Annotated in this window: 24 protein-coding genes; 15 read left to right on the top strand and 9 right to left on the bottom strand. The window is 61.6% G+C overall.

Annotation, left to right across the window (positions count from 1 at the left end):
- Positions 1–15: 15 nt before the first annotated feature.
- The 5 genes from AC4D2M_RS09935 (at position 16) to AC4D2M_RS09915 (ending at position 4,586) form a co-directional block, all read left to right on the top strand.
- Positions 16–399 carry a HesB/IscA family protein gene (locus AC4D2M_RS09935; protein ID WP_490891588.1) on the top strand — a complete coding sequence of 128 codons (384 nt, stop codon included), beginning with the start codon at positions 16–18 and terminating at the stop codon, positions 397–399.
- 217 nt (positions 400–616) lie between these two features.
- A complete protein-coding gene (ctaC, locus tag AC4D2M_RS09930) occupies positions 617–1,498 on the top strand; it encodes an aa3-type cytochrome oxidase subunit II (RefSeq protein ID WP_490891587.1) in 882 nt (293 codons plus the stop codon).
- Between the two features lie 4 nt (positions 1,499–1,502).
- Entirely contained in the window at positions 1,503–3,224 is a 1,722-nt protein-coding gene (ctaD, locus tag AC4D2M_RS09925) for an aa3-type cytochrome oxidase subunit I (RefSeq protein WP_490891585.1), read from the top strand.
- Complete coding sequence (locus tag AC4D2M_RS09920) at positions 3,225–3,626, top strand: cytochrome c oxidase subunit 4 (protein WP_490891584.1); 402 nt, start codon at positions 3,225–3,227, stop codon at positions 3,624–3,626.
- A 177-nt stretch (positions 3,627–3,803) separates the two neighbouring features.
- Positions 3,804–4,586, top strand: coding sequence for a GntR family transcriptional regulator (locus tag AC4D2M_RS09915; protein WP_490891582.1), 783 nt, complete (start codon positions 3,804–3,806; stop codon positions 4,584–4,586).
- 116 nt (positions 4,587–4,702) lie between these two features.
- On the opposite strand, the gene qcrB is transcribed toward AC4D2M_RS09915, so the two are convergent.
- The 4 genes from qcrB to ctaE form a co-directional block, all read right to left on the bottom strand.
- Positions 4,703–6,388 carry a cytochrome bc1 complex cytochrome b subunit gene (qcrB, locus tag AC4D2M_RS09910; RefSeq protein WP_490891580.1) on the bottom strand — a complete coding sequence of 562 codons (1,686 nt, stop codon included), beginning with the start codon at positions 6,386–6,388 and terminating at the stop codon, positions 4,703–4,705.
- On the bottom strand, positions 6,385–7,413 hold the full coding sequence (qcrA, locus tag AC4D2M_RS09905) for a cytochrome bc1 complex Rieske iron-sulfur subunit (protein ID WP_490891579.1): 1,029 nt from the start codon (positions 7,411–7,413) through the stop codon (positions 6,385–6,387). The genes qcrB and qcrA overlap by 4 nt, the downstream gene beginning before the upstream one ends.
- Before the next feature lie 77 nt (positions 7,414–7,490).
- Positions 7,491–8,285 carry a cytochrome bc1 complex diheme cytochrome c subunit gene (gene qcrC / locus AC4D2M_RS09900; RefSeq protein ID WP_490891578.1) on the bottom strand — a complete coding sequence of 265 codons (795 nt, stop codon included), beginning with the start codon at positions 8,283–8,285 and terminating at the stop codon, positions 7,491–7,493.
- A 111-nt stretch (positions 8,286–8,396) separates the two neighbouring features.
- Positions 8,397–9,035 carry an aa3-type cytochrome oxidase subunit III gene (gene ctaE / locus AC4D2M_RS09895; protein ID WP_490891577.1) on the bottom strand — a complete coding sequence of 213 codons (639 nt, stop codon included), beginning with the start codon at positions 9,033–9,035 and terminating at the stop codon, positions 8,397–8,399.
- 148 nt (positions 9,036–9,183) lie between these two features.
- On the opposite strand from ctaE, the gene trpD reads away from it, so the two are divergent.
- Positions 9,184–10,242, top strand: coding sequence for an anthranilate phosphoribosyltransferase (gene trpD, locus AC4D2M_RS09890; RefSeq protein ID WP_490891576.1), 1,059 nt, complete (start codon positions 9,184–9,186; stop codon positions 10,240–10,242).
- Positions 10,243–10,250: 8 nt separating this feature from the next.
- Here trpD and AC4D2M_RS09885 read toward each other — a convergent pair whose 3' ends face one another.
- Both AC4D2M_RS09885 and AC4D2M_RS09880 read right to left on the bottom strand, forming a co-directional pair.
- The gene (locus tag AC4D2M_RS09885; protein ID WP_490891575.1) at positions 10,251–10,532 is read right to left on the bottom strand and encodes an Lrp/AsnC family transcriptional regulator; all 282 of its coding nucleotides are present in this window, start codon (positions 10,530–10,532) and stop codon (positions 10,251–10,253) included.
- The gene (locus tag AC4D2M_RS09880) at positions 10,529–10,975 is read right to left on the bottom strand and encodes a DUF3054 domain-containing protein (protein ID WP_490891574.1); all 447 of its coding nucleotides are present in this window, start codon (positions 10,973–10,975) and stop codon (positions 10,529–10,531) included. Before AC4D2M_RS09880 ends, AC4D2M_RS09885 begins: the two co-directional genes overlap by 4 nt.
- A gap of 114 nt (positions 10,976–11,089) precedes the next feature.
- Between AC4D2M_RS09880 and AC4D2M_RS09875 the strand changes: the two genes are divergently transcribed.
- From AC4D2M_RS09875 to AC4D2M_RS09855, 5 genes are all read left to right on the top strand, one after another.
- The gene (locus AC4D2M_RS09875; RefSeq protein WP_490891572.1) at positions 11,090–11,362 is read left to right on the top strand and encodes a DUF2277 domain-containing protein; all 273 of its coding nucleotides are present in this window, start codon (positions 11,090–11,092) and stop codon (positions 11,360–11,362) included.
- Positions 11,363–11,509: 147 nt separating this feature from the next.
- Positions 11,510–11,929 (top strand): VOC family protein, encoded by a 420-nt coding sequence (locus AC4D2M_RS09870; protein ID WP_490891571.1) that lies wholly within the window; start codon positions 11,510–11,512, stop codon positions 11,927–11,929.
- Between the two features lie 204 nt (positions 11,930–12,133).
- The gene (locus AC4D2M_RS09865; RefSeq protein ID WP_490891570.1) at positions 12,134–13,297 is read left to right on the top strand and encodes an alpha/beta fold hydrolase; all 1,164 of its coding nucleotides are present in this window, start codon (positions 12,134–12,136) and stop codon (positions 13,295–13,297) included.
- Positions 13,281–14,594 (top strand): MFS transporter, encoded by a 1,314-nt coding sequence (locus AC4D2M_RS09860; RefSeq protein WP_490891569.1) that lies wholly within the window; start codon positions 13,281–13,283, stop codon positions 14,592–14,594. The genes AC4D2M_RS09865 and AC4D2M_RS09860 overlap by 17 nt, the downstream gene beginning before the upstream one ends.
- 9 nt (positions 14,595–14,603) lie before the next feature.
- Positions 14,604–15,233, top strand: coding sequence for a peptide deformylase (locus tag AC4D2M_RS09855; RefSeq protein WP_490891567.1), 630 nt, complete (start codon positions 14,604–14,606; stop codon positions 15,231–15,233).
- A gap of 20 nt (positions 15,234–15,253) precedes the next feature.
- On the opposite strand, the gene AC4D2M_RS09850 is transcribed toward AC4D2M_RS09855, so the two are convergent.
- Positions 15,254–17,269 (bottom strand): S9 family peptidase, encoded by a 2,016-nt coding sequence (locus AC4D2M_RS09850; RefSeq protein ID WP_490891566.1) that lies wholly within the window; start codon positions 17,267–17,269, stop codon positions 15,254–15,256.
- Between the two features lie 64 nt (positions 17,270–17,333).
- On the opposite strand from AC4D2M_RS09850, the gene AC4D2M_RS09845 reads away from it, so the two are divergent.
- The 4 genes from AC4D2M_RS09845 to AC4D2M_RS09830 all read left to right on the top strand — a co-directional run bounded on the left by AC4D2M_RS09845 (position 17,334) and on the right by AC4D2M_RS09830 (position 20,421).
- Positions 17,334–18,224: a putative RNA methyltransferase gene (locus AC4D2M_RS09845; protein ID WP_490891565.1), complete on the top strand. Its 891-nt coding sequence runs from the start codon at positions 17,334–17,336 to the stop codon at positions 18,222–18,224.
- Between the two features lie 145 nt (positions 18,225–18,369).
- Positions 18,370–18,849: an NfeD family protein gene (locus tag AC4D2M_RS09840; protein WP_490891564.1), complete on the top strand. Its 480-nt coding sequence runs from the start codon at positions 18,370–18,372 to the stop codon at positions 18,847–18,849.
- 37 nt (positions 18,850–18,886) lie between these two features.
- Positions 18,887–19,837 carry an SPFH domain-containing protein gene (locus AC4D2M_RS09835; protein ID WP_490891562.1) on the top strand — a complete coding sequence of 317 codons (951 nt, stop codon included), beginning with the start codon at positions 18,887–18,889 and terminating at the stop codon, positions 19,835–19,837.
- A 236-nt stretch (positions 19,838–20,073) separates the two neighbouring features.
- Positions 20,074–20,421 carry an RNA polymerase-binding protein RbpA gene (locus AC4D2M_RS09830; RefSeq protein ID WP_026543576.1) on the top strand — a complete coding sequence of 116 codons (348 nt, stop codon included), beginning with the start codon at positions 20,074–20,076 and terminating at the stop codon, positions 20,419–20,421.
- A gap of 104 nt (positions 20,422–20,525) precedes the next feature.
- Here the strand turns inward: AC4D2M_RS09830 and AC4D2M_RS09825 are convergent, their stop codons facing one another.
- Both AC4D2M_RS09825 and AC4D2M_RS09820 read right to left on the bottom strand, forming a co-directional pair.
- On the bottom strand, positions 20,526–21,278 hold the full coding sequence (locus tag AC4D2M_RS09825; protein ID WP_490891560.1) for a polyprenol monophosphomannose synthase: 753 nt from the start codon (positions 21,276–21,278) through the stop codon (positions 20,526–20,528).
- Positions 21,279–21,772: 494 nt separating this feature from the next.
- The gene (locus tag AC4D2M_RS09820; RefSeq protein WP_490891558.1) at positions 21,773–23,401 is read right to left on the bottom strand and encodes an amidohydrolase; all 1,629 of its coding nucleotides are present in this window, start codon (positions 23,399–23,401) and stop codon (positions 21,773–21,775) included.
- Positions 23,402–23,429 lie beyond the last annotated feature (28 nt).

Raw genomic sequence — 23,429 nt, 5'->3', positions numbered from 1 at the left:
AGGAGAACGCACATCATGAGCACATCAACAAGCGAACCGACCACAGAGACGGCCGCAGACACCGAACTGCCGGTACACGAGGTCAACCTGTCAGATGTCGCCGCCGATAAGGTACGGAGTCTTCTGGAGCAGGAGGGCCGCACTGACCTTCGGCTTCGGGTTGCGGTGCAGCCCGGCGGGTGTTCCGGACTGATCTACCAGCTCTACTTCGATGAGCGTGTGCTCGACGGCGATGCCGTTCGCGATTTCGACGGCGTGGAAGTGATCGTCGACCGGATGAGCGTCCCTTACCTCGCCGGAGCCTCCATCGATTTCGAGGACACCATCTCCAAGCAGGGCTTCACGATCGACAACCCGAACGCAGGCGGTTCCTGCGCCTGCGGCGACTCCTTCCACTAGGAGTCCTCACCGCGAGATGATAAAGCCTCCGTCATGTATCCAAACGGGTACGTGACGGGGGCTTTGTTGTCACACGATGGCTGCCGTTACGGGTAAGCTCTACAGTGAGTAGTAAAACTGAAAGTGCATCGCTTTTGAGCAGTAGCTCGAGTAGCGGCGTGCACCGAGATGCTGCCACCGTCGGTGGCACCGCACGTAAGAAAAGGAAGGGCCGTCTGTGAGTTCGCAGGACCGAACCGGCAGCCGACGCGCAAAGATTTTCAAGGTCTCAAGCCTCGTGGTCGTGGCTGCGCTGTTCTTGTCTGGTTGTTCATCAGAAGTCCAAAAAGGTTGGTTGCCCGCTGAGCGCGACAACACCAACCACACCGGCCGGATCATTGACCTCTGGGTCAACTCCTGGATCGCCGCCCTTATAGTCGGCGTGATTACCTGGGGCCTGATCATCTGGTGCATCGTGGCATACCGCCGTCGTCGGGATGAGACCGGCTACCCGCGCCAGATCAGCTACAACCTTCCGTTGGAAGTGTTCTACCTGACCATCCCGCTGTTCATGGTGCTGGTGTTCTTCTACTTCACCGACCGAGACCAGCAGGCGATTGACACCCGGGTCCAGGAACCCGATGTCATCATCGACGTCCGCGGGAAGCAGTGGTCGTGGGACTTCAACTACGTGCTCGAAGACAAGTATGTGGCCGGAGTTCAGGCCCAGCTTGATGGCGAGTTCGGCGTCGCCGAGACACTGCCGACGCTTGTCTTGCCGGTGAACCAAACCGTTGAATTTCGCCTCAACGCCCGTGACGTCATCCACTCTTTCTGGATTCCGGCCTTTCTCCAGAAGCGGGACATGATTCCCGAGCGCGAGAACTACATCACGCTGATCCCTACCCGCGAAGGCTTTTTCGAAGGCAAGTGTGCCGAGCTGTGCGGCGAGTACCACTCGGAAATGCTGTTCAACGTGGCCGTTGTTTCCGAAGAGGAATACCAAGCGCATCTGGAAACCCTTGAGGACGGCCAGTTGGGCGAAGAGTATGACCGCAATCCGCAGACCATTACCGGCGAGGACCCCAGTGGAGCCGACGAGCAAATTGGGCGTGATTAATTAGATGTCTACTTACGAATACACCGCCACGGACGCCGGCACTACTGTTGCGCCGCGGGTGGTCCCGAGGTCCAAGGGACGCATTGTCGTCAACTGGATCACCTCGACCGACCACAAGACGATCGGGTACATGTACCTGATCGCGTCGTTTGTCTTCTTCTGCCTGGGCGGAGTGATGGCACTCGTCATCCGCGCCGAACTGTTCGAGCCGGGTATGCAGATCCTGCAGACCAAGGAGCAGTACAACCAGCTGTTCACCATGCACGGCACAGTGATGCTGCTGATGTTCGCAACCCCGCTTTTCGCCGGCTTCACTAACGTCATCATGCCGTTGCAGATCGGTGCTCCTGACGTCGCTTTCCCGCGGCTGAACGCTTTGGCTTTCTGGTTCTTCCTCTTCGGCAGCACAATTGCCGTTTCGGGGTTCATCACCCCGCAGGGAGCCGCGTCGTTCGGGTGGTTCGCGTACGCGCCGCTGTCGAACACAACCTTCTCACCGGGTGTTGGCGGTGACCTATGGGTCTTTGGGCTCGCCTTGTCGGGCTTCGGTACCATCCTGGGCGCCGTCAACTTCATCACGACAATCATCTGCATGCGCGCTCCCGGCATGACGATGTGGCGCATGCCGATCTTCACCTGGAACGCACTGGTCACATCGATCCTCGTGCTGATGGCATTCCCGCCCTTGGCTGCCGCACTCTTCGCGCTCGGCGCTGACCGCCGGTTCGGTGCGCATATTTTCGACCCGGACAATGGGGGTGCCATTCTTTGGCAGCACCTCTTCTGGTTCTTCGGGCATCCCGAGGTGTACATCATCGCGCTGCCGTTCTTCGGAATTGTGTCCGAGATATTCCCGGTCTTCAGCCGCAAGCCGGTCTTTGGTTACAAGGGCCTTGTTTACGCGACGATCGCCATTGCTGCACTGTCGGTGACTGTGTGGGCACACCACATGTACGTGACCGGCGCGGTGCTGTTACCCTTCTTCGCGTTTATGACCATGCTGATCGCAGTACCTACCGGCGTGAAGTTCTTCAACTGGATCGGCACTATGTGGCGGGGATCGATCACGTTCGAGACCCCGATGCTGTGGAGCCTCGGATTCCTTGTGACCTTCCTCTTCGGCGGGCTGACCGGAATCATCCTGGCCTCACCGCCGCTGGACTTCCACGTCTCCGACACCTACTTCGTGGTAGCGCACTTCCACTATGTGGTCTTCGGCACCGTGGTGTTCGCGATGTTCGCGGGGTTCTACTTCTGGTGGCCTAAGTGGACCGGCAAGATGCTGAACGAACGCCTGGGTAAGATTCACTTCTGGCTCCTGTTCCTCGGCTTCCACGGCACGTTCCTGATCCAGCACTGGCTCGGTGTCATCGGCATGCCCCGCCGGTACGCCGACTACCTGCCCGAGGACATGTTCACCGCAATGAACCAGTTCTCGACCATCGCCTCGTTCGTACTCGGCGCCTCACTGATTCCGTTCTTCTGGAACGTTTACGTGACGTGGCGGAGCGGAACCAAGGTAGAGGTTGATGATCCGTGGGGCTTCGGTGCATCGCTCGAGTGGGCAACCTCCTGCCCGCCGCCGCGGCACAACTTCACGTCGCTGCCCCGCATCCGTTCTGAGCGGCCCGCGCTGGACCTGCACCACCCAGAGCTCGCGCAATGGCATACCCCAAGTTCACCGGCAGGTCAGCTGCTCGGATCCGCTGATCGGAAGGACGCGTAAGTGAAGGTAGAATCTCGGCTCTTCTTCTGGGGAGTACCCTTCTTCGTCCCGGTATCCCTGGTGTACGGATTCCTGACCAACTGGTCTGAATGGGTAGGCATTCTCGGTATTCTCCTCGTGGGCGGTCTCGCCGGAATGATCGGGTTCTATCTGGGCTTCACCGGGCGCCGTGTTGGCCTGCGGCCCGAGGATCGCCGCGACGCTGAAATCCACGAAGGATCCGGTGAACAGGGACACTTCAGCCCGTGGAGCTGGTGGCCGTTGGTGCTCGGATTATCAGCAGCAGGCGGGTTCCTTGGCCTCGCCGCCGGTTGGTGGATCCTTTACATCTCCGCAGGGCTCGCAGCCATCGCACTTGTCGGCTGGGTTTACGAGTACAGCAGGGGAGACCACGCCCACTAGGCGTAGCAGCAGGCAGGCTGCACTAACGAAGGGCCCCACACACCGTGTGTGGGGCCCTTCGGGCGTTTGATCCCACTATCGCCGCGCCGGTGTACGAAGTCCGGAGCGATAGAATTGAGTAACAAGACCGGTCCAACTTTTACGGGGGACGCTTGTCGGCGCATTGAGGAGCTCACCATGCCAGATCAGCTCAGCGGACTGAGCACCGCGCTTGATGGCGAGGGCGCCAAGCACGTGCAGCTCCGGGAGCTGCTGAGGGCTTACATCCTGCAGCACGCCGAGCCGGGCACGGCCATTCCGTCGGAACGCAAATTGACCGAACACTTTGGTGTCGCGCGCATGACGGTAAGGCACGCGATCGATGCGCTGGTCGCGGAAGAAGTGCTGGAGCGGATTGTCGGTCTGGGGACGTTCGTTGCTCATACGAAGCTGGACCTACAAATGAAGCTCACCTCCTACAGCGAGGAAATGCACCGGCGAGGCATGGTGCCGGACGCTCGCGTTCTGAGCTTCGAACAGATGGCAGCTACGCCGCTGATCGCGCGGGAGCTTCAGATCGACCAGGGAGCGCCCGTTGTGCGCTTCCGGCGCCAGCTCCTGGCGGATCGCGAACCCATGAGCGTAGACGAAAACTTCATACCGGCTCACCGTGTACCTGGCATCCTTGATGATGATCCACCCACCTCCCTGTACAACGTGCTCAGCGAGAGGTACGGGCTAGTGATGGAGTGGGGGGAAGACACGGTGGAAGCCACTGCTGCCTCGCCCTCCATTGCGCGCTTGTTGAACGTGGAGATGGGTGCGCCGCTCCTGAAGATCCAGCGGCACGCCTACGTTGCCCGCGCGATGGTGGATTATTCCGTCTCGTACTACCGGGCGGATAGGTACAAACTGTGGGTTCCGCTCCAGCGCCCCGGTGTGCGGACGCCGAGGACATACACGGCCAAGCGCTTCAGCTAGAAGGCCGCTTAGGCTGGAAAGGTCCTCTGTCTGTGATTACAGGGCGCCCAGACCAGACACAAAAGAGCGGGACGCACAATCCGTGCACCCCGCTCCTTTGGTAATTGCGAACTCGACTAGTGGCTGGAAATTGAAGCCTTGTCGTGTTCGCCGGCGACCTCGCCGTGGTGGCCGTGCGAGTGTGCCTCCTCGAGTTCCCTCGGCGTAACAGGCGCAACGCGATCCTCGAAGAAGAACCGAGACGCCCACGCGCGGCTCTTTTCATTCCTGGATACGTGGCCGTTGACGTCTGGCTGGGCAGCCAGGGCTTCGGGGGAGTCGAAGCTGACCAGCTTGTACCGCTTGTACTCATCTACGGGCTCGTGAACCTCAATGAACTCGCCATGGGGAAGCCGTACGATGCGCCCGGTTTCGCGTCCATGCAGCACGATTTCGCGGTCCTTGCGCTGGAGAGCGAGTGCAATCCGCCGGGCGACAATGAAGCCAATGAACGGACCGATGATGACCAGAGCACGCAGCCAGTAGGTCACGTCGTTGAGCGAAACCATGAAGTGCGTTGCAATCAGGTCGGAGCTGGCTGCTGCCCACATGACGCAGTAGAAGACGACACCCGCGACACCGATGCCGGTGCGGGTAGGAGCATTGCGTGGCCGGTCAAGCAGGTGCTTCTCACGGCGGTCCTTGGTTACCCAGGCTTCAATCCAGGGCCATGCGAACAGGAGCGTGAAAACAATCCCCGCCGGCACGAGTGCCGGGAACAGTACGTTCATCGAGAGCGTGTTCGTACCCCAGGGGAACGGAATGGTCCACTCGAACGGGAAGTTGCCGATAACACCGGGCATGAGCCGCAGAGCGCCGTCAACCCATCCGATGTACCAGTCCGGCTGGGTGCCGGCGGACACGGGGGAGGGATCGTACGGTCCGTAGTTCCAGATCGGGTTGATGGTGAACGCGGCGGAGATTGCCGCGACAATACCGAAGACGATGAAGAAGAAACCGCCTGCCTTGGCCGCGTAAACGGGACCAACCGGGTAGCCCACTACGTTGTCATTGGTACGGCCAGGGCCGGGGAACTGCGTGTGCTTGTGAACGACAACCAGGAAAAGGTGCATAGCGATCAGCAGGAGAATCAGTGCCGGAATGAGCAGGATGTGAAGCACATAGAGGCGCGGGATGATCACGGTACCGGGGAATTCACCTCCGAAGAGGAAGAAGCTGATGTAGGTACCGACAACCGGAATAGACTTCACAACGCCGTCGATGATGCGGAGGCCGTTACCGGAGAGCAGATCGTCCGGGAGTGAGTAGCCGGTGAAACCTGCAGCCATCGCCAGGATGAGGAGGACCCCACCGATGACCCAGTTGAGCTCACGCGGCCGGCGGAAAGCACCGGTGAAGAAGACCCTGAGCATATGCACGGACACTGCCGCGACGAAGAGCAATGCCGACCAGTGGTGGACCTGCCGCATGAAGAGCCCGCCGCGGATATCGAAGGAGATATCAAGGGAGGAGGCGTATGCCATGGACATTTCGATGCCCCGTAGCGGTACGTAGCTTCCGTCATAGTGCGTTTCGGCCATCGATGGGTCGAAGAAGAAAGTCAGGAAGGTACCTGAAAGCAATAGGATCACGAACGAGTAGAGCGCGACCTCGCCAAACATGAACGTCCAGTGATCGGGGAAGATCTTCCGCCCGAACTCCTTCACAATGGCGGACCCGCCAACGCGGGTATCTACGAAGTTGGTGATCTTGCCGACGCTGGTTTTGGGCTGGTACTGCTGTCCGGCTGCTGAGCTGCTCATATGCCACGCTCCCAGTAACTTGGTCCTACGGGTTCTTGGAAGTCGCTCGTCGCCACAAGATAGCCTTCCTCATCCACAGAGATGGGAAGCTGGGGGAGCGGGCGGGCGGCCGGGCCGAAAATAACCTTGGCATCCTGCGTGACGTCGAAGGTCGATTGGTGGCACGGACAGAGCAGGTGGTGAGTCTGCTGCTCGTAAAGGGCTACAGGGCAGCCCACGTGGGTACAAATCTTGGAGTAAGCAACGATGCCTTCGTAAGCCCAGTCCTCGCGACCCGGCGAAGGGTTCAGGTCTTCCGGGTCCAGGCGCATCAGGAGAACCACAGCCTTGGCCTTCTCCTCAAGCTTGTGCTCCAACTCGTTCAAGCCTTCAGGAATGACGTGGAACGCCGAGCCGATGGTGACATCAGAAGCTCTGATCGGAGTCCCGCTCGGGTCGCGGGTCAGGCGCACACCGTCGTCCCACATCGTGTGACGCAGCACATCGCCTGGCAATGGACCGAGATCGCGGAAGATTGCAATCGCCGGGAAAATAGCCAGAATTCCGGCGCCAAGCAGCGTGTTCCGGATAAGCGGGCGGCGCTTGATCCCCGATTCTTCGAGGATGTCCCCGACGATCATCGCGGCATCCGCACGGTCAGCCTCGGGGCGGATCTCGTGGCGGTCCTCGGCGATCTCATGGTCAGGCATCAGGGTTTTCGCCCAGTGCACGATGCCTACCCCGATGCCGAGCATCGCGAAGGCGGTCCCCAGACCGAGCAGAAGGTTCTGGAGCCGCAGGGTCCCGATTGTCTGGTCGAGCGGGATAAAGAAGTACCCGAAGAAGAAGATCAGCGTTCCCAGCATGGAGATAAGGAACAACACTCCAACCTGACGCTCCGCGCGCTTCTCTGCGCGAGGATCCCTGTCAGCCAAACGCGGCCGGTGCGGCGGGAGTCCAGGATCCTGGAACCTCTGAACGCCGCCCTGACCAGGCTTAGCTACGGTAACCGCGTTTTCCGGGCTGCCGTGACTATGGTCGGCCATGATCCCTCTCATCTTTCTTTAGAAACTTCACTCATCAATCCTGTGTAATTGGTTCTTCTGCTGCGCCGACGGGCCCGTTACGAGGAGCGGGATGTCAGCCAGACGGTAAAGGCAATGATCACTCCAAGTCCGGCTACCCAGATGAAGAGGCCTTCGGAGACCGGTCCGAGAGAACCGAGGTCCGCTCCGCCCGGCGAGCCCTGTTCTTCGATGGTCTTCAGGAAGGCGATGATGTCCTGCTTGTCTTCGGGCGTGATGTTCGCATCACTGAACACGGGCATGTTCTGCGGGCCTGTAACCATGGCCTCATAAATGTGCTTCTCGCTGACGCCTTCGAGCGTCGGCGCGAACTTCCCTCGGGTGAGAGCACCGCCGGCCGCTGCTGCGTTGTGGCACATGGCGCAGTTCACGCGGAACAGTTCTCCGCCGGCAGCGGGGTCGATACCCTCGCCGGAGGTGTCGAGGAGGTCTTCACCCGGGATGGCTGGACCTGCACCAAGTGAGGCCACGTAGGCGGACATCTGCTGAATCTGCTCTTCAGTGAACTGAACGGGCTTCTGCAGCGCCTGCGGCCCTTGCATCTGAAGCGGCATGCGCCCCGTGCCGACCTGGAAGTCAACGGCTGCGGCTCCCACACCAACGAGTGACGGGCCGTCCTCCGTACCTACGGCGCCCATGCCATGGCAGGTTGCGCAGTTGGCTATGAAGAGTTTCTCGCCTTCCTCGATGTCGCTGGCCGAAAACGAGGTTTGTGCTTTGGCCTCGTTCGCGTCGCTCGCGACGGCGTAGATGCCGCCTGTTAGCAACAAGCCCATGAGCAGCAGCGCTATCGCTGCCAGGGGGTGACGCCGCCTCTGCGAAAGTGCCTTCACGTCCTGTTTCCTGCCTTCTGTATCGCCTTGGTACGTTCCACGATTGGTGTCAGCCACCGTCGCGACCGCCACGCTAATTCTACCCCGGGTAGAAAAGGGTTCAAGAGAAATCTACTTCAAGAAGTAGATGATGATGAACAGCCCGATCCACACCACGTCGACGAAGTGCCAGTAGTACGAGGTGACGATGGCCGATGTTGCTTCGAAGTGACCAAACCGCTTGGCTGCGTACGCCCGTCCGATGATGAACAGAAACGCGATCAGGCCTCCGATCACGTGCAGGCCATGGAAGCCGGTGGTGATGTAGAAAGACGAGCCGTAGGCATTGGCGGACAGGGTGATACCCTCGGCGACCAGCTCGGCGTACTCGTATGCCTGGACAGCGACAAAGACTGCACCCATCAGGAAGGTCAGCAGGTACCACTCGACCATTCCCCATTTGGTGAAGTTGAAGATTCCTCCGACCCTGCGCGGCTGGAGGCGCTCAGCAGCGAACACTCCCATCTGGCAGGTGAAAGAGCTCGACACCAGAATGATGGTGTTGATCAAGGCGAAGGGCACGTTGAGTTTCTCGGTCTCGGCAGCCCAAAGTTCGCCTGATGTTGAGCGCAATGTGAAGTACATGGCGAAGAGTCCGGCAAAGAACATGAGTTCACTGGATAGCCATACAACCGTGCCAACCGAAACCATGTTGGGCCGGTTGAGTGTTGGATGCGCAGTGGAGCTGGGGGCATGGGTCGCTGTCGTCACCCTGACATTATGTCTCTAAAAGTTCCCACTTCACCAATGCGAAATGGCGTCGGCGCGCCCGTGCGCACCCTCCAGCGCTGGACTTGCCCGTAATGGCGCGGGAGTAATAGCGTGATGACTTTCTACAATTCGTAGATAACCTAGGGGAGTGACTGCGATTTCCGCCCCCGAAGCCCCTGCAACAAGCTGGCCGCAGCTGATCTCGAAGCTCATTGAGGGAAAGGATCTCACGGCCCCGCAGGCCCGATGGGCGATGGATTCCATCATGGAAGGAATCGCTTCGCACGCCCAGATCGCGGGGTTCCTCGTGGGCCTCCGGTCAAAGGGCGAGTCAGTCGAGGAGCTTACCGGACTGGTGGAAGCCATGCTGGCCCGGGCCCATCGTATAGAGGTGGCAGGACCGGCGCTGGACATTGTGGGCACTGGGGGAGACGGACTGAACACCCTGAACATCTCCACCATGTCTTCGCTGGTTGCTGTCGGTGCAGGCGCAAGGGTGATCAAGCACGGAAACCGCGGTGCTTCCTCGTCCTCAGGAGCCGCGGACGTCATCGAAGCGTTGGGGGTCCGGTTGGACCTCTCCGTGGAGGACGTCGCACGCTCGGCGGAGCGAGCCAACATCACCTTTTGCTTTGCGCAGGTCTTTCATCCATCGATGCGGCACGTCGCTGTGCCGCGAAGGGAACTGGGTGTTCCCACGGCCTTCAACTTCCTCGGCCCGCTCAGCAATCCGGCAGGCGTGGAAGCCCAGGCGCTGGGCTGTGCAAGCGAGCGGATGGCTCCGCTGATGGCCGGCGTGCTTGCCGCCCGGGGAGTTCGTGCGCTTGTTTTTCGGGGTAGCGACGGTCGGGACAAACTGACCACCAGCGGCTCATCGACTGTCTGGGAGGTGCGCGGCGGCGTCATCACAGAGCACACGGTTCATCCGGAAGACTTTGATCTCCCAGTCGCGACAGTTGAGGCACTGAGGGGCTCGGACGCGCAAAGCAACGCAAAAGTGGTGCGGGCTCTGTTGGCGGGGGAGAAGGGTCCGGTGCGCGACGCCGTCGTACTCAATGCGGCAGCCGGGCTCACAGCACTGGACACCGAGCACTCCGCGCCGCTCGTGGAACGAATGAGGGCGAACATGCGGCGCGCTCAGGAAGCCATCGATTCCGGAGCCGCGCAGGCAGCGCTGGATCGATGGGTTGCCGTCACCAGCAGCTGAATTCCGGATCAGCCTTCGAAGCCGAGGGAGAAAGCGGCGTCGAGGTCGTGATTCGAGTAGGACCGGAATGCGATGTGAGTGGTGGTCGATTCGACGCCCTCCACCTTGGAAAGCCGGTCAGCAATAACATCCGCAAGTTCCTCGTGGCGATTTACCCGTGCAACGGCGATCAGGTCCCACTCGCCGGTGACTGAATACACCTCGCTGATGCCTTCGAGTTCCGAGATCTCCTGGGCGCACTCAGGGATCCGGGAGGCATCGGTCTGAATGAGTACAAAAGCGGTGATCATGTGGCTGCTCCTTGATTATGGCTGGGGGATTGAGGGACGGTCGGATGACTACGACGACGGTTGCGCGCCAGCGCGGCGACTGTCCGGGGGGTGACGAGGAACAGTCCCAGTACACAAACCGCGACGATCTGGAAAGACAGTGCCGCGCTCTCTCCGAAGAGAACGCGAAGGACCAGGCCGCCGGCGGCCGTGCCGACCCAGAGGGGACACGCGGTGCGCAACAGCGCGATGGGACGATGCCAGGGACGCAGAATCGCCGTAGCTGTTAGATACGCGAGGATAAAGGGGAGTGCGGTCGTCACGATGCCGGAGGCGGAGAGCGTCCCGTAATGGGAAAGGTGACCGAGGAGCGCAAAGAACATGATCAGCACGACGTCGGCGGCCAGCCAGGCTCCATAGCCCCGTCCGTCCTCATCACGCCTGCGGACCCTCACGCTCGTCATGGGTTCAGCCTACTGGTTCCCACGGCGGAACCGGCTCCTGCCAATGACGGCCGATACGGGAAGAACCCGCGCAAATCTGTTCCATGGACGCGACCCCGGATCTACCCTTGAGACATGTGCAGGAATATCAGGACGCTCCACAATTTTGAGCCGGCAGCAACCAATGAAGAAGTGCACGCGGCAGCCCTTCAGTACGTCCGGAAGATCAGCGGTGTCACTAAACCCTCCCGGGCAAACCAGGAGGCCTTTGACAGGGCCGTTGAGGAAATCGGATTCATCACCGAGCGGCTGCTGTCCGAGCTGGTCACCACGGCGCCGCCGAAAGACCGGGACGAAGAAGCAGCAAAGGCGAAAGAGCGTTCCGCGCGCCGCTTCGCCAACGCCTGACCCGCGGATTGCCGTTGATGCCAGGGGATCAGCGGCGGTACTGGGACTCTAAACCTCCGTGGTGCACTATGGTGACGGAGCGCACCGCAAGCGTGTCACACACGAGAGGCACCGGTCGCCCAACAGATACGACCCAAGGAGACCGATATGAGCACACGCCTGAACCCGTACCTTGGCTTCCGTGACACAGCCAGGGAGGCCATGACCTACTACAAGTCCGTCTTCGGAGGTGAACTCACCCTCAGCACCTTCCGGGATCTTCATGCCACGGAGGATGAGAGCGAGCTGGACAAGATCATGCACGGGATGTTGACCACCGAAAACGGAATGGTCCTCATGGCGGCTGACACCCCGAACAGCATGGAATACAACCCGGGCAATACCTTTTCAATTTCCCTTAGCGGTGAGGACGAGAACGAGCTGCGCGGTTATTGGGACCGCCTTTCCGGAGACGGCACAGTCACCGTTCCGCTCGAGGTTGCTCCCTGGGGTGATCGATTCGGAATGTGTACCGACAAGTTCGGAGTCGCCTGGCTGATCAACATTGCAGGCAGTCCCCAGCAATAACGAAAATCCCTGTGAGGTTGTCGGCGTAGGGTCTTCTGGGAATTTGTATGAAGAGGTGAGGGGGAGCATGTATCCGGTGGTCCCTCTCGTCCTTCCGAACCGCTAGTTGACATAATGTCGATTATCGGCACTTTATGCGGATTGAATTTTCCCCAAAAGCGGCTAACCTATTGCGTCCGCTGCGCCGGGAGTACGCTGGCGGATGTGAGCGATCCCGAACTTGTGGCGTTCCCAGAAGGATTCGAACGGTTCCATCGGCGGGACTTCGTCAACTATCAGCTCAACCGGGCGCACGCACTGGGCTTCGCCGACCGCCAGGAGTTGGTTGACGCCGCGGCAAGCGTACGGTCATTCGATGACTGCGTCACTGTCTTCGAGGCCTTGTCGAGCCGTGCAGCCACAGAGGCCCGGCCCCGGAACGCGGCCGGTTATGCAAGGATCGCTGAATTCTTCACGTCGCCCCGGTCCGCGGAGAAAACGAATCGCTACCGCCGCTTTCTGAAGCTCTTCGACACCGCATTCGCCGATGCTCTCCTCGTGCGGCATGAGATTCCCTATGCGGAGGCGGCACTGCCGGCTTATTCGCTCCCGGCTACCGGGACACCAACCGGCGAGACGGTGCTGCTGCTCGGCGGGTTCGACTCCGTGATCGAAGAGTTCTTCCCCATTTGTCAGCGTGTCGCTGCTGCCGGCTTCGACGTGATTGCCTTCGAAGGGCCGGGACAAGGTGGCGCGCGAGCGTTGCACGGGCTCACCTTCGACCACGACTGGGAAAAGCCGGTCGGGACGATATTGGACCACTTCAGCCTCGACCGGGCAACCCTGGTCGGTATCTCGATGGGCGGGCACTGGGCGTTGCATGCAGCAGGACGCGAACCCCGCATTCGCCGTGTTGTTGCTTGGCCGCCTGTGTACGACTGGCTTCACCTGGTCCCGTCCGTGTTGCGCGTCCCGGTTCGCACGATGGTGCAGCACCGGCGCTTCATGCGCTGGAGTGTGCGTACACGTGCGCGGTTGTCGCCGACCCTGCGCTTTGTTGTCGAGCGCGTCCTGTACATGCTCGACAGCGATGACCCGGCCGATGTTGCCGAGTGGTTTCTGGGCATGAATGCCGACCACCTCGACAGCGGGCGGGTGAACCAGGATGTGCTGCTGATGTGCGGCGAACACGACGCCTTCCAACCACCAGCACTGACCCACGCTCAGGCTCAAGCGCTCGTTGCGGCCCGAAGTGTCACGACCCGCACTTTCACCCGAGCCGAGCAGGCCGACCAGCACTGCCAAATGGGGAACCTCGAGCTCGCCTGCGAGGTTCTCACCACCTGGCTGCGGTCCACAGACACCAACTTGGGTGCTTCCAAGCAATGATTCGGTCCCGCTCACCCAGGGCTCTCAAGTGACGAGACGCACTCGCCCTACTTCTAAACGTCCCGCTGCCAACTTACGCAGACAGCCCGGAAAGGGCAGACCACCCGTATCCAAACGGAGCGTTCTGGTTGTCCTGTGCCTGACGGAAATCACCAGTTGGGGCATCCTGTTCTACGCCTTCCCGGTACTTGCCGGTGAGATCAGCTCGACCACCGGTTGGTCGTTACCGGTAGTCACCGGAGCATTCTCCGTCGGCCTCGCGTGTTCGGCGCTCACTGGACTGGTGGTTGGACGCGTCCTGGATCGCCGCGGTCCGCGGGCCGTAATGACCACGGGATCCGTTCTGGCCGTACCGTCAATGTGCCTGGTCGCTACGGCCGGCAGCCTGGAGATGTTTTTCAGTGGCTGGATCCTGGCGGGCATTGCCATGGGTATGGTTTTATATCCACCGGCGTTCGCGGCCGTCACTCGGTGGTGGACCAACCGGCGTACGCGCGCACTGACAATCCTCACCATCGTGGGTGGGCTTGCCAGCACCGTCTTTGCACCCCTGACTGCCGTGCTGTCCGCTGGCGTCGGTTGGCGCGCCACCTATCTGATCCTCGCGGCCGTGCTTCTTGTGGTGACCGTTCCGGCGCACTTCTTCGGGCTCCGTAGGCCGTGGGAGCCGCACCGCGACAGCTCCGATGAGCCGTCGCTCACGAATAGCCCGCCTGCGGCCATCATCCGGAGCGTGCCCTTCGTTGCCCTCATTGCGGCTGTGAGCCTGGCTGCCCTGGCGTCATTCGCCGCCGTCGTCAATCTTGTTCCGCTGCTGACAGAGCGCGGGATCGACACCACCCTCGCGGCGACAGCGCTGGGAGTCGGCGGTATCGGACAGGTGCTCGGCAGGCTTGGCTACAGCCTTTTCGAGCGGCTTCCGCTCCGGCTCCGAACGGCGCTTGTCCTGCTCGCAACAACGCTCACGACGGCGCTTCTTGGCTTAACGGAAACCTTCACCGCCGCATTACTGATCGCCCTTGCGGCCGGTGTGGCACGCGGGATATTCACCCTGCTGCACGCAACTGCCGTACCTGATCGCTGGGGGTCGGCCAACTACGGGCGCCTCACAGCACTTGTGGCCTCGCCGATCACCCTCGCCACAGCGCTGGGGCCCTGGGCCGGAGCCGGGCTCGCCGCCATCTTTGGAAGCTACTCCCGCGCCTTCCTGGTTCTCGCCGGGATCAACGCCGTCGCGGTTCTGCTGGCGTTCTACAGCGTGCCGCGCGCCGTCCCCCGCGATGAAACGCGAACCTAGGATGGAGCGATGGATAATTACACGCGCGAGGATATACGGGCGCTGGTCCGCAACGTCGTTGAGCAGGAGCAGCCGCCGATTGTCCAGCTGGGCGACCCGGTGCTGCGGACCCCCGCCGCGACGTTTGACGGCCAACTCGATGACACAGAGCTTGCCGGGCTCCTTGCCATCATGCGTAAGGCCATGCATGACGCGCCGGGAGTCGGACTGGCTGCGCCGCAACTCGGAATCCCCCTGCGACTAGCGGTGATCGAGGATGTCATCCCCCAGCCGGAGGAAATTGCCGAGCTTCGCGAACGCCCGCCCCTGCCCTACTTCGCGGTGATCAATCCGACGTACACACCGGTGGGGCGCGACACGGCGTCGTTCTTTGAAGGCTGTCTGTCTTTCAGCGGTTGGCAGGCCGTGGTCACGCGGCACCGAACGGTCCAGCTCGACTACCGAACTCCTGACGGGCTGCACGCCACCAGGCAGTTCACCGGGTGGCCCGCCCGCATCGTCCAGCATGAGACCGACCATCTCAACGGGATGATCTACATCGACAAGGCAAACACACGGTCGCTCGTAAGCAGCGCCGCGTACGGCGAGCGCTGGGCGCAGCCCGGAATCGAACTGGCCCAGCGCGCGCTCAACTTCTAGTGCGCCCTGCCTACTACCGGTCAGGCCGGCTGGTTCTTCTTGCTGGGCAGCTTCTCCGCCCACCACCGCAGGATGTGTTCAAACCGCTGACGGCGATGCCAGGGAGTGCCGGAACGCGATAGTTCGTGGTTCTCCCCCGGGAAAATCAGCATTTCGGTCTCCACGCCGTGACGTTTCAGGGCCGTGTAGTAGCGCTGCGCCTGTTCGAGCGGGCAGCGCAGATCCTCCTCCGAATGGATGACGAAGGTGGGAGTGCGCACCTTCTCAACGTGCGCATATGGGCTCTGCGCCAAAACCTTCTCGGGGTCCTCACCCGTGTAGGCCTCCGAGAAGAACCACCCGATGTCCGAGGAGCCGATGAAGGACTCAGGGTCAAGGAAACCCCGCTCCACAATGGCGCCCTGGAACCGGTGGTCATTGGCGATCAGCCAGGCCGTGAGATAGCCGCCGTATGAACCGCCCATCACGCCCAGCTTGTCGCCGTCGAGCTGGTCGTACTTCTGGACCGCTCCCTCGAGGAAGGCAAGGACGTCCTGCATGTCCACCGTCCCCATGGCTTCCTTGATTACACGGCCGTGTTCCTGGCCGTAACCTGCTGCGCCGCGGGGATTGCACATGACAACCGCGTATCCGGCTTCCAGGTAGACCTGCGCCTCGTCGAAGTAACCCCACCCGTACTGCGCATACGGTCCGCCGTGAATGTTCAGCAGAACCGGGTGCGGCCCTTCGCCCTCCGGCACCAGAACCCATCCGTGCACCGGATATCCGTCGGGTGCGGCGAACGTTTCCTCGACGGGCTCGACCACCGTGGTTTCGCTGCGCAGCTCAGCGGAAAAGTCCGTCAGCCGCGTCAGCGCCCCGCCGTCGATGCGTGCAACGTCACCCATGGTGCGTGGATCGGTGTAGGCGACGATGACGGCGCCGGCGACGCTCGCGGCACCGGTCACGATGTACTCGCCGTCCACTACGGTCTGTACGACTCCCTCCGAATCGACCCGATGCAGGTCACCGGCGCCGCGACTGCGGTTGAAGACGAGAACGCTGTCGGCCCCCGCCGGGACGATTTCGCCGACCTCGCCGAGATCAAGGGTGTCGGGGTCAGTGAGTAGTCGTACCTGAGCGGGGTCCTCGACCGGCGCGACGTACAGAGCCGTGTTGCGGGCAACGAAATCGACGCCGCTGGGTGAGAGCGAGCTTCCGAGGTAGAAGAGCCATCGGCCGTCTTCGCTGTGGACGGGGTTGCCGCAGCTGAGCAACTCGTCCGTGAAATTGCTCAGACGTTCCCGGCCGGATCCGTCCAGCGCGATGGAATAGATATCCGAGCGGAGGTTCGTCGCGGAGTCAGGTTCAAGCGATGCACTGAACAGGATGCGGGATCCGTCAGCGGAGAACCTTGGTCCAGAGTGGTCCGCATCCGCGTCGGTGAGCTGCTTCGGTTCGGAGAATGCCGACGGCGTGTCCTCCTCCGCTGAACGTGCTGCACGTCCCACCGGCTGGACGAACGGCTCCTTCCCCAGCGACGGCACGTCCAGGAGGAACAGCTGGGTCCGCTTGTCCCCCGTATAGCCGACCCCGTTCATCTGGTACTTGTACCCGCTGATTAGCCGCGGGTCCTCCTGGCCGGCTGAAATACCCTCCACCGTGCCGCAGCGACCGTCTTCGGGTGCACGGGCGCTGAAGACGAGGTGCCGGGAATCGGGGGACCATTCGAAGCCGGACACGCCGAGCGGCCGGTCCGTCAGCTGCAGCGGCTCCCCTCCCCTGCTGTCGGTGATGAACAGCTGCGGCTTGCCGTCCTGGACGGCCCTTAGAAAGGCTATGGCTGCGCCGTCCGATGAGTATTTCGGGGTGGTGTCCCGGAAGCCCTGTGTAAGGCGGCGTGGCGAACCGTCAGCCAAAGGCACCTCCCACAACTGGCCGACGTAAGCGTCGGCGTCGTAATCCGGCCGGGCTACGGAGACTACGCATCGTCGGGCGTCCGGATGGAGCGAGGGTGTGCCCACTGATTTCAACAGGTTGAGTGTGTTTGGTTTCACAAACCGAGACTATGCCTCCAAGGTGCCGCTGCTCAAAGTGGAAGGGCGCACCTAGGATGGTCCAGTGTCGCCTTTCGCGGAATCTGTCCTCCTCTGTCCGGTCTGTCAGGACCGACTGATTGCGGAGCCTTCCGACTGGCCGCCGACCTCGGAGAACGACGGCGTACCAAGTCTTCTCCGGTGTGAACAAGGCCACCGGTTCGATGCCGCGAGACAGGGTTACTTCAACCTTCTGACGGGACGGGGAACCGGCTTCGAGGCAGATAACGCAGAGATGGTCCAGGCGCGGATTGATTTCCTCGGCAGTGGACACTTCCTGCCCCTTGCGCACGCGGTGTGCGAAGCGGCAATTGAACTCGCCGCTGACCGGCCGGTGATCCTTGATGTCGGGGCTGGCACGGGCTATTACCTGGACGCTCTACAGCAACGGATGCCGCCGTCTGCAGCTGTCGCACTCGACATATCCAAGTTCGCGCTGAGGCGTGCAGCCAGGCTTCTCCCCGGTGCACTCTGCCTTGTATGGGACGTCTGGAGACCGCTGCCGGTCGCAGAGGGAAGCGTGGACCTGCTCATCAATATCTTCGCTCCGCGCAATCCCGGCGAGTTTGCGCGCGTTTTGCGAGACGGGGGAATCCTGCTGGTTGTTACTCCCCTGCCCCAACACCTGCAGGAGATCGCAGAGATCGCGGGCCTCCTCGGAATACGCCCCGGTAAGGACGAGGGTGTCGCCGCCAGCCTGGGCGACTCGTTCGAGGTGGCGTCAACCAGGGTCGTCGAATTCACCATGGTCCTCTCGCCCGGGGATGTGCGCAATGTGGCGGCCATGGGGCCGGCCGGACACCACGGAGGCTCTGTCGACGTTGATGCGCTTCCGGGAAGCCTGCCGGTTACAGCGGCTTTCACCGTTCAGGCGTTCCGACGCCGCGTTCGCCCCATGGGTAGCTCAGAGGGGTAAGTCGCTGCCTGGACCAATCCGGCGAGCGTTACACGAAGGATATTCCCGTAGGGCTATATTCCCCCGCGCCGGTTTGGCATGATGGTAATAGGCACCATGCATACGGTTACAGCGTCAGCAGGTGTCGACACCGAGGGGAAACGCAATGTTCGATTGGCTTGTACAGAACACCTGGATCCTGTGGCTCGTGCTCATGCTCGGATTGGCCGCTGTTGAAACACTCACCCTTGACCTCTTCTTCCTCATGCTCGCGACCGGTGCGCTTGCGGGGCTCGTTGGCGCATTAGCGGGAACCACCTTCTTCATCCAGGTACTCATCTTCTGCGTGGTCTCGCTCATGATGGTCCTGCTGGTCAGGCCAGTGGCGCTGAAGCACCTGAAAGGCGGTTCAGCCGAGCAGGCGAGCAATATCGACCGACTGATCGGTGAGCCCGCCCTCGCCCTGGAACCTGTAACCGGGCGGTCCGGAACAGTCAAGATCGGCGGTGATACCTGGACTGCTCGCAGCGCCGACGGTTCATCGTTGCCCGCAGGAAGCCAGGTGACGGTTTCCCGTATCGACGGGGCGACCGCCGTCGTCGTCGGTATTCACCAGACCGGAAGCGATCCGATCACCTCGTCCTGAGCCGAGATCCGGCACCATCCACAACACAAGGGGAACCATGTTCACAGATTCAGGCGCAATCGGACTCACCATCGTCCTGGTTGTTCTGATCGTTTTCGTTCTGATCATCCTGGTGAAATCCGTGCGGATCATCCCGCAGGCTCGAGCAGGTGTGGTTGAACGACTCGGAAAGTACCAGCGGACGCTCCTGCCGGGGCTAACGATCCTCATCCCGTTTGTCGATCGGCTGCTGCCGCTGCTCGACCTGCGCGAGCAGGTTGTTTCGTTCCCTCCGCAACCAGTGATCACCGAGGACAACCTGGTGGTGTCCATTGATACGGTGGTCTACTTCCAGGTGACAGACGCGCGCGCCGCAACTTATGAGATCGCCAACTACATTCAAGCGGTCGAGCAACTGACAACCACGACGCTTCGAAACGTTGTTGGTGGACTGAATCTGGAAGAGGCCCTGACCTCGCGTGACCAAATCAACGGCCAGCTCCGGGGAGTCCTCGATGACGCCACCGGGCGATGGGGCATTCGGGTTTCGCGGGTAGAGCTCAAAGCGATCGACCCGCCGCACTCCATCCAGGACTCCATGGAGAAGCAGATGCGTGCAGAACGAGACCGCCGGGCTGCCATTCTTACTGCTGAAGGAACCAAGCAGTCGCAGATCCTTACTGCTGAAGGACAGCGACAGGCGGCTATCCTTGCTGCCGAAGGCGATGCCAAGGCCGCCATCCTGAGGGCCGACGGCGAGTCACAGGCTATCCAGAAAGTCTTCGACGCCATTCACAAGGGCAACCCCACCCAGAAGCTCCTCGCTTATCAGTACCTGCAGACATTGCCGAAACTCGCGGAGGGCAACTCGAACAAGCTGTGGATCATTCCGAGCGAAGTAGGGGAAGCGCTCAAGGGTATCGGGAATGTGCTCGGTGCCCAGGACGGTGAGAACTCCGAGCGCAGCTCCCCCCTCACCGCTACTGCTGAGGACAACTCTCGGTCCTGACTCCCCTACGTCTACGTCGGTCTCTCCGATTCCTAGCAGCACCCGAATTGGGTGATTCATCCCGCGTTCGGTATAGTTGGGTGTTTGCCGGATGAAGCGCCGCCGGGAACAGACGGCGGTCCACCGGCGTTATACCTGTGGTAACGCGGCGTGAACGTCGTGGTGTTGCGCATCCGCTGGGTGTGCAGCAGGGGCAACTGGAAGTCCAGGATGCCATACGTAGTTAGGGAGAAAAGATGAGCGACCGTAGCCTGCGGGGTATGCGCCTTGGCGCCCAGAGCATGGAGACCGAATCCGGCGTCGAGCCGGCACCCCGGCAACGTATTGAGTACCGTTGCGAGGACGGAGAGCGGGTCTTCGTGACGTTCGCCGCCGAAGCGGAGATTCCCCCGGTGTGGGTCTCCAAAACGGGCAAGGAGGCGCTGCTCGTTGATGGAGAGCGTCCCGACACGTCCGGAGACAAGCCGGTTCGCACCCACTGGGACATGCTGCTGGAGCGTCGTTCCATGGAGGAGCTGGAGCAGATTCTTGAAGATCGCCTCAACATCCTCAGGGAGCGCCGCGGAGAGCGCCGCTCCGCCTGATTATTTCAAAAGAAGCCCGGGTACTTCATGGAAGTACCCGGGCTTTTTGGTGTCAGCAGGACATATACGAAGCGATAAATCCCTCCATTGCTCTGCTGGCTTACCTACCTATCTGCTGGCTTGCGGCCTGTTGAGAGCCGGCCTGTCAGCGCGCGCCATCGGGCGGCCAGGCCCCAGCGGGTGACACTGGCGATGGCTTCAAAAACGATATTGCCGCTCATTTTGGAATCCCCATACTCACGCTCGACAAACGTGATCGGTACTTCGACGATGCGGAGTCCTTTCTTTGCCACCCTGAAGGTCATGTCGACCTGAAACCCGTACCCGACAGAATCCACAGTGGAGAGGTCTATGCTTTCGAGGGTCTCGCGCCGAAACGCACGGTAGCCGGCTGTGATGTCATGCACAGACAGTCCCAGCATCGTGCGCGAGTACAGACTTCCGGCACGGGAGAGCATCTTCCGGTGGAACGGCCAGTTGACCACGGATCCACCGGGAACCCAGCGAGAGCCAATCACCAGGTGAGCGCCGGAAACTGCGTCGAGGAGGGCAGGAAGCTGCTCCGGCTGGTGGGAACCGTCCGCATCCATTTCGACGATGACGTCGTACCGACGCTCAAGAGCCCAGCGAAAACCCGCGATGTATGCTGCGCCGAGACCTTCCTTACCCTGACGATGCAGGACGTGCACGGCGGTGTCGCTGGACGCTCTGGCATCGGCCAGCTCTCCAGTGCCATCAGGGCTGTTGTCGTCCACTACCAGTACGTCTGAGTGGGGCACCGCTGCCCGGAGCCGGTCAAGAGTCAGAGGGAGTGACTGGCGCTCGTTGTAGGTAGGAATGATGGTGACAACGCGCACTCATGAACCTTTCGATGGGGCAGGTGCGCATGGCGCAGCAGCTCAGTATCCGGACCGGCTTACCAGTATAGGCCGAGGACTCGAGCAGCCCTTTCACCCCGTGGGCGTTGCCTCCACCTCCGGCAGCGAGCGTACTAGAGAGCATCAGTGCGAAGGTGCCTCAGAGCCCGGTTCTGGGGGTAGGTTCGCACGCCTTCGGGCCAGCAGTGATCAACCGATCGGCGCTGTTTTCTACTGACGTGCAAACCTACCCGTTGTGAGTACCGAGCCTTCCACCGCGCGAAAGAGCCTAACATTTACGTTTCGGTCCCCCTTGGCGTCACGTATGCGGTGGCTCGGTCAGGTCTGTCCGGGAGTGCCGGACCCCGACCCGTAGACCTAAAAGCTTACGGCCTGTGCAGGACGTGTCAACAGCCGTTTGACCTGCTGCTTCATTCGTTTGCGCAGGTCAGCCGAAGTGCCGGCCGGTAAGCGGATTGGTCTTTGGATGGCGTTTACCGGGCGACGGCTTCATCGGAGCTATAGAGTTGCCGGCCCCAGTGCACCGTTTCCAGGCAGCGTGGCTCCTTTCCGTCATCCAGCGCAGGGAGCAGCGGCGTACCGGCCCGCGGATCCGTACTCCAGGACTGCACCCGGCTGTCAGGCGTCTGCACCATCAGCTCTTCCACCTCCCACACGGCGTAGGAGGCTGGCGCGCCGGGAACCAGCTGACCGAGGAGCGGGTTCTCTGCTCCCACCGCACGCCACCCGGCGCGAGTGTGCGCCAGGAAAGCAGCACGCGCCGAGATCCGTTCCTCCGGGCTGGCGTGCGCTATGCAGGCCCGGACTGACTGCCACGGCGACATACGCGTGACGGGCGAATCGGACCCAAGGCACACCGGCACTCCTTGACTCAGCAGGCTTCCCACCCTGTTCATCGGGATGTAGCGGTCCCGGCCGAGACGCTGTTCGTACAATCCGCCAGGAGCCCCCCACAGCGCGTCAAAGCCCGGCTGGGCGCTCACGATGGCACCGAAGTGCACCAGGTTGCGGATAGCTGCGTCATCGGCCATTTCCACGTGCTCCAGGCGGTGCCGCGAGGCTCGCACCCTCTCGATTCCATGAACAGCAGCGGTCTTCTCCAGCGCGGCGATGACCGTATCCAGTCCCTCGTCACCGATGACGTGGAACCCGGCCTGCCTGCCGGCCGCCGTCGCTGCTCCGAGGTGCGCTGCGACGTCGTCGGCGTTCATGAAACTGGTTCCGCAGGAGTGCGGCGCATCAGCATAGGGAACCCGCATGCGCGCCGTGTGTGAGCCGATCGAACCGTCAACGTTCAGGTCTCCGCCGAGCCCCAGAATCTGCCCGCCGAAGCCTTGAAGGATGCTGCGCATCTCCTCTTCAGACGTCGCAGACTGCCCCCAGTACGCGAGGATCTCCGGGTGCGGACCCTCGAGCGCGAACAGCGACAGGACGTCTTCGCGGGGCGCGATGTGGGGGGCGGCCATTTCAACCACGGCAACAATCCCGTTGGCCGCTGCGTGATTCAGCGCTGTCCGCTGTAGGTCCTTCCGCTCATCGGCCCCCAGGTTCCGGACGGCACTGCGGGCAGCCAGGTGCGCGTCGCGCACCACGAAGCCGTCGTCCCACCCGTCGTAGGCATCCAGGGAAAGCCGCTGGGCAAGTGACGCGGAGACGACGGCGGAGTGGACGTCAGCGCGGACCAGGTAGACGTCGCGTCCACCGGAGGCATTGTCGAGTTCAGCCGCAGTTGGCGGGCGACGCTCGGACCACCGTGATTCGTCCCAGCCGTTGCCCATGATCGTTCCTGTCGTACCCGCGCCCGCCTGCGCGATTCGGTCCAGCAGCTCACCGAGACTATTGATCCCGTTGAGGTCGAGTGACGTGAGCGCGAGGCCCGTCTCGGTGGTGTGTACGTGCGAGTCGACGAACCCGGGCGCGATGAGCGTTCCCTGCAGGTCGACCACCTCCATGGTGCTGTCCGCCAGGGCAGCCGCCGCGTGCTCGGACCCGACCCAGGCCACCGTATCGCCCGTGACCAGCATGGCAGTGGCGAACGGATCAGCGGCGCTGTACACGGAGCCGTTGCGGTACAGGATGGGCTTCGGGTCATGTGGTGACACAGGCGTGTAACTACTTTCGGATTGAGAA

The organism is Arthrobacter sp. TJ-270, assembly GCF_058269075.1.
This window is presented reverse-complemented; position numbering and strand designations above follow the sequence as displayed.